Genomic DNA, 14,491 nt, shown 5'->3' with positions numbered 1-14,491 from the left:
AGATTGTGATATAACTTTCTCCCCAATATTTTATACATTGAAGAATCAACCGCAATTAATCACGGGATTATGGAAAAAATTTGGATGCTTTGCTGGGCCATTAGTCTGGTGCTGTTGGCTATGGCCTGCAGCTCAGGGGAGAGTGATGAGTACATCGACCGCATGGACAAAGAACATGAAGGCGACCGTCCGGTCGCCAATGCCGCAACCCAGTCGGAGAATCCGGACAGGATAGCGGTGTCGGGCGAAGAGGTACCGTATGCCACAGTCAATGGAAAGGAGATCACCGGATACCTGTCCACGCCGGACGGAGCCGCGGAAGGCGGTCCCGCCCTGATCGTGATCCACGAGTGGTGGGGACTGAATGACAATATCCGGATGATGACCGACAAGCTGGCCGGGGAGGGATACACGGCCCTGGCGGTAGATCTGTATAAAGGAAAAGTGGCCGAGTCGCCCGACAGCGCCGGCACCTATGCCCGCTCGGTCAATGAGGATGAAGCGCTCGATAACCTGGATCAGGCCTACCGCTATCTCACCGGGCAGCAGGGAGCTGAGAAGGTCGGGACCATCGGCTGGTGCTTTGGCGGCGGATGGTCGCTGCAGACAGCGCTGGCGATGCCGGAGGCCATTGATGCGACGGTCATCTATTACGGCCGGCTGGTCACGGATGCCGGGGAGTTGTCCACCCTCGATATGCCGGTGCTGGGGATCTTCGGCGCCGAAGATAACGGTATCCCGCCGGAAGAGGTAAAAACCTTTGAGGGGGCGCTTGAGGAAGCGGGTGTCACCAACGACATCCATATTTATGAGGGGGCCGGCCACGCCTTTGCCAACCCGTCGGGCACCCGCTACAACGCGGAAGCTGCCGAGGACGCCTGGCAGAAAACGGTGGATTTTCTGGCGGAATATTTGAAGTAGGTGCCACAAAATCGGGCCCAGTGCAAAGTAGGATATTACTTCCTGGTCTACTCACGGTCGAAAATAATGTTATCCAGCGCCGCGCCCGGATCGGCTTTCTATCGGTCATCAGGCTTCTTAATTCAGGATTGAACTATATTCCGGAAGAGCTTGCGGCTCTATTCCATCTTGATAAAACTTTTTTTTACTTTTTTGAATGGAACAACGACAAAAAACATTTTTATAACGTGCTAAGCTGATATTATTTACAGAGGACATTGTAAAACCGGCTTTTTCCAGTGTCATTTTTTGGGCTGGTTGAAATTCTTACGTATGGTTGCATGCTGCGTTTTCAATCTTCCCCTTGGACAAAAATTCTGGTCTTCAATGGCCTCTTATCATATTAATGAATGATCATCCATAAAATTATTGAGAACGTATTATGAGCTACAAGGTAACGATTCGCGATATCCGGCAAATTACGCATGACGTCAAACAATTTAAGGTCGACAAGCCCGACGGCTTTGAATTTATACCGGGACAGGCGACGGAGGTATCGATCGACAAGCCGGAATGGCGGGATGAAAAACGACCCTTTACGTTTACGAGTCTCAACGGGGAGCCCGACCTGGAGTTTACCATTAAGATATATGACGACCATGAAGGAGTGACAAATGAGCTGGATACCCTGAATGTCGGGGATCAGCTGATCATCAGGGAGCCGTGGGGGACGATCCAGTATAAAGGTCCCGGCGTCTTCCTGGCCGGCGGGGCGGGGGTAACGCCGTTTATTGCTATTTTGCGCCGGCTGGCCCGCGAGGAGGATATTGAGGGCAACAAGCTTATTTTCTCCAACAAGACGGACAAGGATATTATCCTGGAAGAGGAGTTCGAGGCGATGCTCGGCGACGACTTCATCAATGTTATAACCGATGAGCCCACGGACCGGCATATATTCCTGGACGGATTTATCGACAAGGAGTTCCTGGAAGAGCAGATCGATGATGTTGATCAGCCTTTTTATGTCTGTGGACCGATGGCTTTTAATGATGCGATAATAGAGTACCTCCGAGAGCTGGGCGCCGATCCGGACGCCCTTGTTTTTGAGGAGTGAGGAAAACGGGATGGCGCATAGAAGGCATTGCAAAACAAAGATTTTTGGTTAAGATCAAGACCAGAGGGATTTTAAAATCCCAGTCACAATAAGTTTGGCAAGAAAAACCGTTTTGTAAAAGTCTTCGTATGGTATATCACAGAACATCAACCCGACATGGAGTATCTTATGAAAAAGACAATAATGCGGACGTGGTTTTTTGCGGCTCTTATTCTCATAATGGGGACGACAATGGCCTGCGGGCAGGAGAAAGAGGACGTCAGCTGGCTGATTGACGTGTTGAAACTTTCCGAAGGGTCGGTTGTGGCCGATATCGGCGCGGGCGACGGCAGCATTAGCCTGGCCCTGGCCGAGCATGTCGGTTCCGAGGGACGCGTTTACAGCACGGAACTGGGAGCGGATTCGGTGGAGTATCTCCGGGAGGTGGTGGATTCGGCACCGGTATCGAATGTGACGGTTTTAGAGGGACATCCGACGCGGACGAACCTGCCGGAGGGGTGTTGTAATGCCCTGTTTCTGCGCCGGGTCTATCATCATTTCAAGGATCCTGCCGCCATGAACGAAAGCATGTGGCAGGCGCTGAAGCCCGGGGGACGACTGGCGGTGATAGACTTTGCGCCGAGGGGCGGGGAAAGCGGTGATCCGGAGGGCCGGGCCACCGGTGATCACCATGGCGTGACGGCCGAAACGGTTGCCGGGGAGCTGCGGCAGGCGGGATTTACGGTCATTAGCTCAGAACAGCGTTCGGGCAGAGACGTTTACGTAGTGGTGAGAAAGCCCGATGACAGCTGACCCCTCTACAAGATTGCTGACAGATTCAGGCCGTCCCCGGCACGGTCTACCCCCGTCTTTCTTTTTCGGGCTGACGGGCGCGGGCTGCTGTCATGGCCGCACCGACGATGCCGGCGTCATTCAGAAGGGCGGCCGCTTTGAAAGGGGTCATAATCTTTATAAATGGGAAAACTTTTTTTGACCTCCGGCTCAGCTGTCCCCCGAGAATAAAAAGATCGGGATGAAAGATCTTTTCAAAATGTTCAAGAACCGGCTGCAGTCGGTTGGCCCAGCTTTCTTTGGAAATCCCCTCCTCCCTGCGAACCTGGTTGGAGACGCGCTGCTCGACGGTCATCCCGTCGATTTCCATCCGTCCCAGTTCCGTGTTGGGAATCATCTGACCATTCATGAAAAGCGAGGAACCGATGCCGGTACCAACCGTAAGTATGATGGTCAGGCCCTCCTGGTGCCGGCCGGCCCCGAAATGCACCTCCGCAAGTCCCGTGGCATCGGTATCATTGACAACAGAAACGGGATTATCCGTGATTTCGGAAAAAAGCTGCTCTGCATTGGCATCGACCCAGGACTCGTGAATCCCTCTGGATGACAACACGATCCCGCGGTTGACGGGGGCGGGAAAGGCACAGCCGACCGGTCCCTTCCACCGGAACTCTTTGTTGACCACCTGGTGTATGCGGGCCAGTATTTTATGCGGCGTGGTCTCCTCCAGCGGGGGCGTACTGACACGGTCCGACAGGATAGTGCCTTCGGCGGTATCCACAATACATCCCCTGAGGCCGTGGCTGCCAATATCAATCCCTAATACTTTCATCAGCTCCTATTTCTCGATGAGCACCCAGCTGTCCTCATCAATCATGCGCTTGGCTTTTTTCCACTTGATATCGATGACTTCCCCGCTGCTCATATTTTGGATTTTGACGTAGTCATTACGCCCGGGTTCCTCCTCAACGGTGACCGGTTCGGGCTTCTTGTCGCTTCGCTTCTGCTGTTGTTGAGGTCCCCCATTTTGACTTTGCCGCCCGCCGGTCTTGAAGCCCATATTTGTAGCATCGGAATGCTCTGTTTTGGCCTTGTCCATGTTGACTTTGGCACGTTTTTCGGGCGCCTGCTGCATGCGCTGCTGGTCAGCCTGCATCTCGGGAATGGCCTTCCAGATAAGCGAGATAGCCTCCTGGTTAATTTCATCCAGCAGCTGCTTGAACATCTCGAACGCCTCGCGCTTGTATTCCAGCAGCGGGTCTTTCTGTCCGAACGCCCGGAGGCCGATCCCTTCCTTGACGGCATCCAGCTCGCGGAGGTGATCCATCCACTTGTCGTCAATAATCGAGAGGATGGCGGTTCGCTCGAGTGCCCGGGCTACCTCCCGCCCCTCGTTCTCCAGGGCTCTTTCCACATCCACAACCACCCGCATCCGGCGGATGCCGTCGGTGAAGATCACCTGTACCTTGGTGGGTTTGTTTTCGGCGTCGGAAGCGTCGATATTTTTAATGACCTCGTGAAGCGGCTTCGAAATCATCTCCTCCTTCTGCCGATAGACTTCGTAGGCGCGTTCGATGATATGGTCGATGAGCATATCGGGACCCATTTTTCCCATTTCATCGCGCTCCAACTCGATATCGACGGCCAGAAAACGTAAAATGGTATCCCGGATTTCATCCAGCTCTCCATTGGGGTAGTGTTCTTCAACCACGCTCTCCACCAGGTCTTCGAGCATGTCATAGATGTCGCTGCGCAGTTCATCGCCCGACAGCGCATGCTTGCGGCGTGCATAAATAACCTCCCGCTGGTTGTTGAGCACATCATCGTACTCCAGCTGCTTTTTACGGATGCTGAAGTTGTTCTGCTCTACCTTGGACTGGGCCCGCTCCAGGGACTTGGTAATCCAGGAGTGGGTAATGACTTCGCCTTCCTCGAAGTTGAGGCGGTCCATGACTTTGGCTACGCGATCGGAGCCGAACAGCTGCATCAGGTCATCTTCAAGAGAGACATAGAACTGCGATTCGCCCGGGTCCCCCTGACGTCCCGCCCGTCCCCGCAGCTGCAGGTCAATACGGCGGGAATCGTGCCGCTCGGTCCCCAGGATAGCCAGCCCGCCTTTCTCCTTGACGCCGGGGGCCAGCTTAATATCCGTACCGCGTCCCGCCATGTTGGTAGCCACCGTAACGGCCCCGGGCTGTCCGGCTGCCGCAACGATATCGCTCTCTTCGGCGTGATGCTTGGCATTCAATACATTGTGGGGAATGCTCTCGCGCTTGAGCATCCGGCTGATGGTCTCGGAGACATCCACACTGGTGGTCCCTACGAGTACCGGCTGCCCTTTTTCGTGGTATTCGCGGATCGTTTCGATTGTAGCGTTATACTTCTCCCGCTTGGTACGGAACACCAGGTCCTCTTTGTCCTCCCGGATGACCGGCTCGTTGGTGGGAATGATAATCACGTCGAGGTCGTAAATTTCATTGAACTCGCCCTCTTCGGTAGCGGCGGTACCGGTCATACCCGCGAGTTTGTTGTACATCCGGAAGTAGTTTTGCAGCGTGATGGTGGCATAGGTTTGAGTGGCCGCCTCCACGCTCACATTTTCCTTGGCCTCCAGCGCCTGGTGAAGCCCGTCGGAATAGCGGCGGCCCGACATCACACGCCCCGTGTGCTCATCGACAATCTGGACTTTGCCTTCCTGTACAATATATTCTTCTTCGCGCTGAAACAGGGTATAGGCTTTCAGCAGCTGGTTGACAGTATGAATGCGGTCGCTGCGTTCGGCAAACAGGCGGTGCAGCTCGCTAAAGCGGCGTTCGCGCTCCTGTTCCACCTCCTGCCTTGCTTCTTTAATCTTTTTCTCCTTGTACTCATCACTGAACTCCTCGTTGTCTCGTATCTTGCCGATCTTCTCTTCCCGGAGCTCTTCGATCTCGTTCTCAATTTGAGAGGTTTCGGTCCCCAGGTCGGGAATGATGAAGAAATCCTCATCTTCATCGGCCCGCGTGATGAACTCCTGTCCCTTTTCGGTCATCTCGATGTTATTCATCTTCATATCCACCGAGTAGTAGAGCTCTTTATCCACTTCGGGCAGACGCCGGGCGTTATCCTGCAGATAGAACGCTTCGGTCTGCTGAACCAGCTTCTGGTTGGCCGGTATCTGCATCATCTTGCGGAACTTCTTGTTCTTCGGGAACCCCCGCTGCGCACGATAGAGCGCGAGTCCAGCTTGTTCTTCATTTCCCTGGTCCAGTTCCTCCTGTGCCTCTTTGACGAAGGATGCCACCAGCTTTTTCTGTGCGCTTACGAGCGACTCGACGCGCGGTTTAAGCTCTTCATATTTTTGCGACTTGTTGTCCTCGGGTACGGGACCGGAGATAATGAGCGGGGTACGGGCTTCATCAATGAGAATGGAGTCGATCTCGTCAATGATGGCGAAGTTATGGTCGCGCTGCACCAGCTGTTCGGCGTTGCTTACCATATTGTCGCGCAGGTAATCGAAGCCGAACTCATTATTAGTGCCATAGGTGATGTCGGCGCGGTACGCCTTGCGCCGCTGTTCGGAGTTCGGCTGGTACAGGTCCACACAATCGACTTCGAGCCCGTGGAAATTGAACAGGGGCTCGTTCCACTCCGCATCCCGCTTTGCCAGGTAGTTGTTCACCGTCACAATATGCACCCCGCGTCCGCTGAGAGCATTCAGATAAGCCGGCATAATGGCGGCCAGCGTTTTACCTTCCCCCGTTTTCATTTCAGCAATCTTGCCCTGGTGCATTGCGATGGCGCCCGCCAGCTGAACGTCATAGGGAACCATGCCCCATTCATTCATGCTGCCGCCGACCTTCCATGTCTTGCCGAGAAAACGGCGGCAGGTGTCTTTCATCACGGCAAAAGCCTCGGGCAGGATTTCATCCAGCACCTCTTCGATCGTATCGGTATGTTCCTGCTCAAGGCTGTCCAGCTCTTCGCTCAGCTCCCGGCGGCGTTCGACCGAGAGTTCTTCATTGCTGTTCAGAATTTTTTTAACGGCGTCAATTTCTTCGGTAACCTCCCGGGTGGCCTCATCTATCTGCCGGCGGAATGATTCTGTTTTTTGTTTGAGCTCTTCATCAGTGAGCTCCTCCATTTTTTCGTAGTGCTCGTTGATTTCGTCAACGATGGGCCAGATCTTCTTCAGGTCACGTTCGCTTTTGGTTCCGAAAATACTGGTTAAGATATCGCCTATTTTGTCGAACATATAAGAGTTGGTCTTATCCGCGGTAATTTATGTGAATTATTAAAGTTACGGCTTACACAGAGCCTGTTCAAATTAATTAGGGCTTTACCCCGCATTTATTACCGAAAAATATGGTTTAAGCTGCTTTTTTATCGTTTGTTGCCTTCACATTCATATAAATGTAACCCATAAATTATGGTTCTTATTGTCTAAATTTATTTTTAAATTATGGGACTCTCTACGAATTGAAGTTTTCATTAACCGATTTACCAATGAAACGCACGTATCAACCAAGTAAACGCAAGCGAAAAAACAAGCATGGATTCCGTAAGCGTAACAGCAGTAAAAACGGGAAAAAAGTTTTAAAAAAGCGTCGAAAAAAAGGACGCCATCGTTTGACCGTAAGTGATGACAAAGGACCGAAGTAATCAGTCTTCGGCCTCAAACGGTGATTTTAGTTTACCCAGAGGAAAGATCCTGAGGGGCCGGAAGAATTTTCAACGTCTCTTTGAAGGAGATGTGCGGATACTCCGCAAGAAACATGTGGGGTTGCGCTATCATCTTACGGATGATCCCTCTTCCGGCTGTCTCTTGGGATTTATTGTTAAAAAAAGCCTGGGCGATGCCCATAAAAGAAATCATATGAAACGGCTTCTCAGAGAAGCCTATCGGCTTCATCAACACATACTGACTGATCCATTGCAGCGGATCCAGCGAACGCTTCACGGTGCATTTATGGCCCATACCGTAGATGCCTCCTTTGCAGAAGTTGAGCACGATGTAACCTCGTTGCTCGCACAAGTTCGAGATCAACTACCTACCACCTCGCCCGATCATTCATGAAGTATCTCTTTATAGGACTTATTCGCGCATACCGGCTGGTTATCTCTCCGTGGATGCCCGACAGTTGCCGTTATCATCCTACTTGCAGCGCCTACAGCATGGAAGCATTCCGGCGGCACGGGGCGATCAAGGGACTATGGCTCACCGTCAAACGCATTAGCCGCTGTCATCCCTGGGGTGATGGAGGATACGACCCCGTACCCGAATCAAAAACAGAAACGAAATTTTAGACTGAGGATTTCTCTTGGATCGTAATACCGTAACCGGACTAATACTTATCTTAATAGTGATGGTTGCATGGGCCTATTTTACCATGCCTACCGAACAGGAACTTCGCGAACGCCAGGCGGAACAGGCCCGGCAGGATAGTATAACCGCTGTTCAGGAAGACAGCCAGCAGGTGCAGCAGCCGGCGGGAGACACTACAACTGCAGGGGAAGAACAGTCCGGTTCGGATACCGGTATGCCGTCTGTAGGGGGCCAGGAAGAGGATGAGATCCGGGAGATGGGCATGTTTTCGGCAGCCAGCAAAGCCGATACGTCTGAGACCATAGTCGAAACGCCGTACTACAAAGCTACTTTTACGAATGTGGGTGCCGGACCGTCGCAGGTGATGTTGAAGCAGCATGAGACCTGGAATCACCAGCCGGTGCGCATGATTCAGGATACCACACAGTCGGCCTACTCGCTGGGATTCCTGACTACCGAGAACTATAATGTGGAAACGGACCAGCTGGTTTTTGAACCGCTCTCGCAGGATGAAAATGTGATCCTGGAAGAAGGCGAAACGACGCAGCTCCAGTATGCACTGAATATCAGTGATTCGCAGCGTCTGGTGTATACCTATACGCTGAGCGGTGATACCTATGAAATTGATCTGGATATCCGTTTTGAGGGACTTGAACAGACGATCGTCGGGGGGACGGTCGATTTTGGCTGGAAGCCGCAGCTGCGATTTACGGAGAAGTACGCCAGTACGGAGGCCACCTATGCCTCGGCTTATGTATTCACAGGCGGTGAAATGGAACAGCTGAAACTTAGCGAAGCCGGCCAAAATGAACGCAATTATAACGGATCGATCGGCTGGGTGGCTACGCGCACAAAATTCTTTTCCCAGATTATAAAGACGGATAACTCCACGCAGGGAGCACTGCTGGTGGGACAGCAAACGGGGGCCACAGATCTGTCCACAACGGAACATCATTACCAGTCCTTTATTACGACCGATATTTCGCAGGAAAATACCGTTTCCTACCAGATGTATGTGGGGCCGATGGCCTATAAGGATTTACGAAGGTACCACGAAGAAGCCTATGATATGGTGGATGTGGGGTATTCCTGGCTGCGCTGGCTTTCCGATCCGCTCGTAAAATACATGATCATTCCCTATTTTGGCTTTGTGGAAGATTATATGAATGTGGGGCTGGCGATTATTCTCTTTGCGGTCCTGATTAAGATGGTACTGTATCCGCTGACAAAGAAAAGCTACCGGAGCATGGCCGCCATGAAGGAGCTGCAGCCGGAGATGAAGGAGATCAAGGAGAAATACGCTGACGATCCAGAGAAACAGCAAAAGGCCACGATGAAACTGTATAAGGAGTCGGGGGTCAATCCCCTGGGAGGCTGTCTGCCCAACCTTCTGCAGCTGCCTATCCTGATTACACTCTGGCGCTTTTTCCAGAATTCCATCCTGATCCGCCAGCAGGAGTTCCTGTGGGCAAGCGATCTTTCGGCCCCGGATTATATCCTGAGCCTCCCCTTCAGTATTCCCTTTTTAGGCGATCAGGTGGCGGGCTTTGTACTGCTGATGACGGGAGCGATGTTCGTGCAGAGCAAGCTAACCGGCGGCATGGGTCCCGGTGGCGGCGGCGGTGCGGCGGGGGGACCCAATATGCAGGCCCTGCAGTATGTGTTTCCTTTTATGCTGCTGTTTATCTTTAACAACTTTGCGGCGGGACTCAGTCTCTATTATCTCATCTATAATGTTGTTTCTATTGTCCAGCAGCTGCTTATTTACCGCCAGATGGATCAGGAAAAAGAGGCGGCGAATGCATAGGGTAACCATATTGCCTGCTTAAAAATATGCTGGAGGTACTCCTTATTGCCTTCCTTTGGGAAGAGAAGTGAAATTCCGGCTTCGCCGGTAACAACGGGTGTTCTTTCGGAATATACAGCAAGAGGAGTTTTTATACTACCTCTGTGGAAAGAAAAAGGTAATTTTTTAAGGATCCTTACCGGTAAAAGCTCCAACGTTAAGGCAAATCATTCCTATATTTACCTCCTATGGAAAGTGTTGCCGCGTACATATATCCGCAGGTCGTCTGGAGGGAAGACCAAAAGATGCTCTGGAATCCCATCCACCGCAAGCCGCTGAAGAACCGCCCGGAGGAGCGGGTACGCCTGCGCATCATTGAATTTTTACTTTCCGTCGGTTGGTCGAAACACCGGATCTCCACCGAAGAAGCGATCGGTACACTGGCCGACAGCCGGATGCGAACGGACATCATCTGTTATAACCGGGAATTCGAGCCCCGAATCCTGATCGAGTGTAAAGCCGAGCATGTCCCCATATCCCGTAAAGCGGCTGAACAGGTGGCCCGCTACAATCAAAATGTCGGCGCCCCCTACCTGTTGATGTCTAACGGCAGAGCTGATTTCTGGTATGCCGTAAGGGACAGCCGGGTGGATATGCTGGAAAAACGGCCTGAACCGATCGGCCCATCGGTCGAACAGCCCACCTACCATTTTGAGGGATGGCACCGGCGGGGATTTGCGGGATCAGAGGCCTCGCCCGAGCTGCGAAAATGGCTCTCCGCCTTGCTTCCCGGCCTGTGGCATTCTCCGGGGACCTCCGACATTCGGTTTTTAACGTTTAACCAGGAGCTGACCGATCTCAACCTCAACCACTACTATGTCGTTCACCCGCTGTCCGGCCGGCGCCGGCTGGCCCTGTCGACCCTGACCACCGCCTACGGCGGCAGCCGCCTCGTAGCGATCCTCAATGAGGACAACCAAAACAGGGCGGTGCTGGAGGTTAACCTCGATCTGCTTTTTGACGGGAAGGCCAAAAACAGTACCATGTATTCGGAGGCCGGGGTCGAACTGATCGATGCGGCCGGATTCCTCGACCGGTCCCCCGCCCCGGGCAGCGCATCTCTGATAAAACAGGTGAAAACTGTTTTTGGGGAGTACGCTGCGTAACCCTTCTTTGCCATAAGAAATCAAAGCAAGAAGATGCCGGCTGTTTCAGGTGTCCGCCGGGGATAAGGGTAGGTGCCTGTGGCGCCTGGGTAAATTTTTTGGCATCCCGGGTTCACGTGATAATAGAACAATGGCTGTATAGTTTTGCGAATGCCATTTTTCTCGTAACTTCCGGACCCGGTTTCATAAATTTTATGGTAAATAGATCAGATTAATAATTATGCATCATCTACACCGCGACAAATTGTTTTCCCTGTTTGATGAAGAAGATAACGCCATCATCTATATGAAGGGGGCCGAGCTCATGTACCGATATGAGACGGATTATGAGTTTCCCTTTCGGCAGGAGTCCAACTTCTGGTACCTGACTGGAGTAAATGAACCTGATTTTCATCTGATCCTGGACTTGGAAAAGCAGGAGTATCACCTGTTTGCCCCAAAACGCGATGCGCAGTACGCCGTCTGGCACGGGCGGGTTAAAAGCAGGGAGCAATACCGGGCGCAGTACCAGCCCGATCACCTGCACTACGAGGGCAAACTGCCGCAGGTGCTCAAAGAGCTGGATCCAGGTATAATTTACTGCGTAGATGAGGTCCAGGCTGAGTTTATCGAAGAGTTTGACCGCAAGACGCCCATCGACCTGGATGCGCTTCCGGAAGCCATCACGCACTGCCGCGTCTTCAAGACGGACTGGGAGCTGGAGCAGCTGCGGGAGGCGGCACGCGTTAATAATATTGCTCACCGTGCTGTCCTGGAGGCGCTGGAGCCCGGCAAGTTCGAATACGAGCTGAAGGCCGTTTTTGACTATCACCAGATCCGTAACGGCTTAATGCAGGATGCTTATAACGGCATTTTTGCGGGAGGCCAGAATAGCGCCATCCTGCATTACGTGGAAAACAACTACAGGATTGAGGACGGGGACCTGTTTCTGATCGATGCCGGATTTGAGTGCAATGGATACGCTTCCGATTTCACGCGCACCTATCCCGCCAGCGGGTCGTTTACTTCCATCCAGTCGACCGTGTACGAGGCGGTGCTTGACGCCCAGAAGCAGGTGATTGAGGCTGCGAAGCCCGATGTTAAAATGGAAGATCTGCATGTCCTGGCGGCGCGCGTGATGATGCAGGGGCTCAGGGACGCCGGTATCGTTTCGGGTACTCTTGATGACCTGATGAAAAAGGATGTCTTTGCGCTGTTTTTTCCCCATGGACTGGGACATTTCCTGGGACTCGATACCCATGATGTGGGAGGGTATCCGCAGGGGGTGGAACGCATCGAGCGCCCGGGGATAAAATACCTGCGCATGCGCCGTACGCTGCAGCCGGGTATGGTGCTGACGATCGAACCGGGACTTTATTTTGTGCCGGCCTTGCTGAAGCCCGCCCTTGAAGACGATACTATTTCTCAATTCCTGAATGCCTCCAGGCTGCAGGAACTGATGGACTTCGGAGGCGTGCGCATCGAGGATAACCTTATCATTACCGACGACGGCCACGAGAACCTGACGGATGTCCCCAAGGAGCGAGCTGAGATAGAGCAGATAATGGGATAATAGCCGCCTACAAACAATGACAAATTTTTCAGCCGTGCGTTTTTGCACCGCTTTGGGAATCAAAAGTGGTAGAGGCTTTTGAATGGGCACTCACCGGATTATGTCGTGTAATATTCGGATATATTACTCATCAAAACTGTCGGGCAGGTCGTTTTCATAGAGCACGACGTCCCCCGGCTGAGCGAACTCCTGCATCAGGCGATTGGCTTCGGAGAGACTTTGAACCGTCCGGACGTTTTCGATATCAAAGCCGGTGGAACGGATGCCTTCCCGGATGGGTTCGGTTTGCTTTTTACCCACGAGAATGACCAATTCCAGCTCCGCCTCCCCTATCTGCCGGCCGAAGGACCGGTTTTTTTCCTCCTGGATATCACCCAGCTCAATCATGCCCGGGGTGATGATGATGCGCCTGCCGCTGTCAAAGCGGGAAAGAATATCGACGGCATTTTTGGCGCCCGCGGGGTTGGAATTAAAGGCATCGTCGATGATCGTAAGCCCGCCCTGCTGCTTCAGCTCCAGCCGGTGCTCTACCGGCTCCATGCGGGCGGCGGCCATCGCCATCGTGGTCAGGCGCATACCGAAAGACCGCGCCACGCCGATTGCCAGCAACATGTTCCGGACGTTGTGAGCGCCCAGCAGCCTGGTGGTAAAAGTTTCGGATTCGTCCCCGGCCGCGGCGATAAAACGCATGCCCTCCTGGTCATACTGAATATGGGAAGCCCGGATCTCCCCGTTGTGCAGTCCCACGTAGATGATATCGAGGTCGTCGCGGAGATCCGCCATGGAAGCAACCCGTTCGTCATCGGCATTAAGGACGGCCGTCCCCCCGGGCCGGGTGCGCCTCACCAAGGTGGACTTGGTCCGTGCGATGGCCTCCCGGGAGCCGAATGTTTCCAGGTGGGCAATGCCGACATTGGTGATGACGGCAATATCCGGCTCGGCAATGTCGCACAGTTCATCGATGTTGCCTTCGTAGCGGGCGCCCATTTCGAGCACTAAAATCTGGTGATAAGCCTCCAGATCGTTGTTGATCACCTTGCAGATCCCCATCGGGGTGTTGTAGCTGCCGGGCGTAGCGCAGACCGAAAAGCGTTCGCCGAGCAGGTCGCGAACCATGAACTTGGTGCTGGTCTTTCCGTAACTGCCGGTAATAGCAATAACGGTCAAATCGGGCATGCGCTCCAGCTTTTGTTTGGCCAGCCTGATGAAATGTCGGTGTACATAGGTTTCAACCGGCTTGGTAATCAGGGCGGCTATAAAGATAAAGAAAGGGACGAGGGCGTTTCCCAGTACCCATCCGAACGACAGAATATAGATATCCGCCGAGTACAGAATATCCGTATTGAGTTGTGCCCGGACAAAGGGGATTTGGCCGGTAAAAGCGATGTAGGACGTCAGTACCGGCAGGATGGACGCAAAGAGGACAAAAGGGATGGTAAGGCGAATCATCCGGGGGGTGAACACCAGCGGCTTTTTGGGCTTTTCTCCCCGGTAGTAGTCAAAGGGTCCGAACCAGGATATCCCGAAGAGGGTCAGGATAATAATGGCCGCGCTGCCCGTAATGGTGGTCGACAGAAAGAATAGCAGGATGGCGATGACAACATTGTAGAGCACGTGCTCGGGGGTGATGACCCGCTGGTTCCAGTGCTGCATAAGCCACTGCCAGAATTCACCGGGCTTGTATCCGCTTTGTTGGAAGATGTGCAGAAAGTAGCGTCCCCGGAGTATCGTATGACGGACCATGACGATCACGAATAAAAGGATCAGCCCGTTAATAATGTTTAAATACCAGTTCAATAGTGTCCTGTTAATTTGTGAGGATTAGCTCAGATGCAAAGTCGCTAAAGTATGGAACTTCTGTTATATTATTGCCGATAAACAAATACGATAAACTTTC

The 14,491-nt window shown here is 52.8% G+C and carries 13 protein-coding genes; 9 read left to right on the top strand and 4 right to left on the bottom strand.

Features of this window, described 5'->3' with window-relative positions; genetic code table 11:
• The first annotated feature begins 69 nt into the window (after positions 1 to 69).
• Positions 70 to 921, top strand: coding sequence for a dienelactone hydrolase family protein (locus BUB16_RS07485; RefSeq protein ID WP_084088111.1), 852 nt, complete (start codon positions 70 to 72; stop codon positions 919 to 921).
• A 117-nt stretch (positions 922 to 1,038) separates the two neighbouring features.
• Here the strand turns inward: BUB16_RS07485 and BUB16_RS21445 are convergent, their stop codons facing one another.
• A complete protein-coding gene (locus BUB16_RS21445; protein ID WP_170864318.1) occupies positions 1,039 to 1,206 on the bottom strand; it encodes a hypothetical protein in 168 nt (55 codons plus the stop codon).
• A gap of 136 nt (positions 1,207 to 1,342) precedes the next feature.
• Between BUB16_RS21445 and BUB16_RS07480 the strand changes: the two genes are divergently transcribed.
• Complete coding sequence (locus BUB16_RS07480; protein ID WP_073061638.1) at positions 1,343 to 2,014, top strand: FAD-binding oxidoreductase; 672 nt, start codon at positions 1,343 to 1,345, stop codon at positions 2,012 to 2,014.
• Positions 2,015 to 2,182: 168 nt separating this feature from the next.
• The gene (locus BUB16_RS07475) at positions 2,183 to 2,806 is read left to right on the top strand and encodes a class I SAM-dependent methyltransferase (RefSeq protein WP_170864317.1); all 624 of its coding nucleotides are present in this window, start codon (positions 2,183 to 2,185) and stop codon (positions 2,804 to 2,806) included.
• A 46-nt stretch (positions 2,807 to 2,852) separates the two neighbouring features.
• On the opposite strand, the gene ppgK is transcribed toward BUB16_RS07475, so the two are convergent.
• The gene (gene ppgK, locus BUB16_RS07470; protein ID WP_073061633.1) at positions 2,853 to 3,617 is read right to left on the bottom strand and encodes a polyphosphate--glucose phosphotransferase; all 765 of its coding nucleotides are present in this window, start codon (positions 3,615 to 3,617) and stop codon (positions 2,853 to 2,855) included.
• Positions 3,618 to 3,623: 6 nt separating this feature from the next.
• Positions 3,624 to 7,019 (bottom strand): preprotein translocase subunit SecA, encoded by a 3,396-nt coding sequence (gene secA / locus BUB16_RS07465; protein ID WP_073061630.1) that lies wholly within the window; start codon positions 7,017 to 7,019, stop codon positions 3,624 to 3,626.
• A gap of 251 nt (positions 7,020 to 7,270) precedes the next feature.
• On the opposite strand from secA, the gene rpmH reads away from it, so the two are divergent.
• The 6 genes from rpmH (at position 7,271) to BUB16_RS07435 (ending at position 12,594) form a co-directional block, all read left to right on the top strand.
• Positions 7,271 to 7,426, top strand: a complete 156-nt coding sequence (rpmH, locus tag BUB16_RS07460; RefSeq protein ID WP_073061627.1) for a 50S ribosomal protein L34 — start codon at positions 7,271 to 7,273, stop codon at positions 7,424 to 7,426.
• On the top strand, positions 7,407 to 7,841 hold the full coding sequence (locus BUB16_RS07455) for a ribonuclease P protein component (protein WP_073061624.1): 435 nt from the start codon (positions 7,407 to 7,409) through the stop codon (positions 7,839 to 7,841). Before rpmH ends, BUB16_RS07455 begins: the two co-directional genes overlap by 20 nt.
• Positions 7,838 to 8,071 (top strand): membrane protein insertion efficiency factor YidD, encoded by a 234-nt coding sequence (gene yidD, locus BUB16_RS07450; RefSeq protein WP_073061621.1) that lies wholly within the window; start codon positions 7,838 to 7,840, stop codon positions 8,069 to 8,071. The genes BUB16_RS07455 and yidD overlap by 4 nt, the downstream gene beginning before the upstream one ends.
• A 14-nt stretch (positions 8,072 to 8,085) precedes the next feature.
• The gene (yidC, locus tag BUB16_RS07445; RefSeq protein ID WP_073061618.1) at positions 8,086 to 9,897 is read left to right on the top strand and encodes a membrane protein insertase YidC; all 1,812 of its coding nucleotides are present in this window, start codon (positions 8,086 to 8,088) and stop codon (positions 9,895 to 9,897) included.
• A 227-nt stretch (positions 9,898 to 10,124) separates the two neighbouring features.
• Positions 10,125 to 11,042: a type I restriction enzyme HsdR N-terminal domain-containing protein gene (locus BUB16_RS07440; RefSeq protein WP_073061615.1), complete on the top strand. Its 918-nt coding sequence runs from the start codon at positions 10,125 to 10,127 to the stop codon at positions 11,040 to 11,042.
• 220 nt (positions 11,043 to 11,262) lie between these two features.
• Positions 11,263 to 12,594 (top strand): aminopeptidase P family protein, encoded by a 1,332-nt coding sequence (locus BUB16_RS07435; RefSeq protein ID WP_073061613.1) that lies wholly within the window; start codon positions 11,263 to 11,265, stop codon positions 12,592 to 12,594.
• Positions 12,595 to 12,717: 123 nt separating this feature from the next.
• On the opposite strand, the gene BUB16_RS07430 is transcribed toward BUB16_RS07435, so the two are convergent.
• Complete coding sequence (locus tag BUB16_RS07430; RefSeq protein WP_073061610.1) at positions 12,718 to 14,391, bottom strand: UDP-N-acetylmuramoyl-tripeptide--D-alanyl-D-alanine ligase; 1,674 nt, start codon at positions 14,389 to 14,391, stop codon at positions 12,718 to 12,720.
• Between the last annotated feature and the right edge of the window lie 100 nt (positions 14,392 to 14,491).

The organism is Fodinibius roseus (genome assembly GCF_900129315.1).
GTDB classification, from domain to species: domain Bacteria; phylum Bacteroidota; class Rhodothermia; order Balneolales; family Balneolaceae; genus Fodinibius; species Fodinibius roseus.
Note: the sequence above shows the minus strand (reverse complement) of the source record. Positions and strands in the feature narration are given on the sequence as shown.

Coding starts and splice junctions, on each gene's coding strand:
- yidD (WP_073061621.1), top strand. CDS start 7,838: ATGAAGTATCTCTTTATAGGACTTATTCGCGCATACCGGCTGGTTATC.
- secA (WP_073061630.1), bottom strand. CDS start 7,019: ATGTTCGACAAAATAGGCGATATCTTAACCAGTATTTTCGGAACCAAA.
- BUB16_RS07435 (WP_073061613.1), top strand. CDS start 11,263: ATGCATCATCTACACCGCGACAAATTGTTTTCCCTGTTTGATGAAGAA.
- BUB16_RS07480 (WP_073061638.1), top strand. CDS start 1,343: ATGAGCTACAAGGTAACGATTCGCGATATCCGGCAAATTACGCATGAC.
- BUB16_RS07440 (WP_073061615.1), top strand. CDS start 10,125: ATGGAAAGTGTTGCCGCGTACATATATCCGCAGGTCGTCTGGAGGGAA.
- rpmH (WP_073061627.1), top strand. CDS start 7,271: ATGAAACGCACGTATCAACCAAGTAAACGCAAGCGAAAAAACAAGCAT.
- BUB16_RS21445 (WP_170864318.1), bottom strand. CDS start 1,206: ATGACACTGGAAAAAGCCGGTTTTACAATGTCCTCTGTAAATAATATC.
- BUB16_RS07475 (WP_170864317.1), top strand. CDS start 2,183: ATGAAAAAGACAATAATGCGGACGTGGTTTTTTGCGGCTCTTATTCTC.
- ppgK (WP_073061633.1), bottom strand. CDS start 3,617: ATGAAAGTATTAGGGATTGATATTGGCAGCCACGGCCTCAGGGGATGT.
- BUB16_RS07455 (WP_073061624.1), top strand. CDS start 7,407: ATGACAAAGGACCGAAGTAATCAGTCTTCGGCCTCAAACGGTGATTTT.
- BUB16_RS07485 (WP_084088111.1), top strand. CDS start 70: ATGGAAAAAATTTGGATGCTTTGCTGGGCCATTAGTCTGGTGCTGTTG.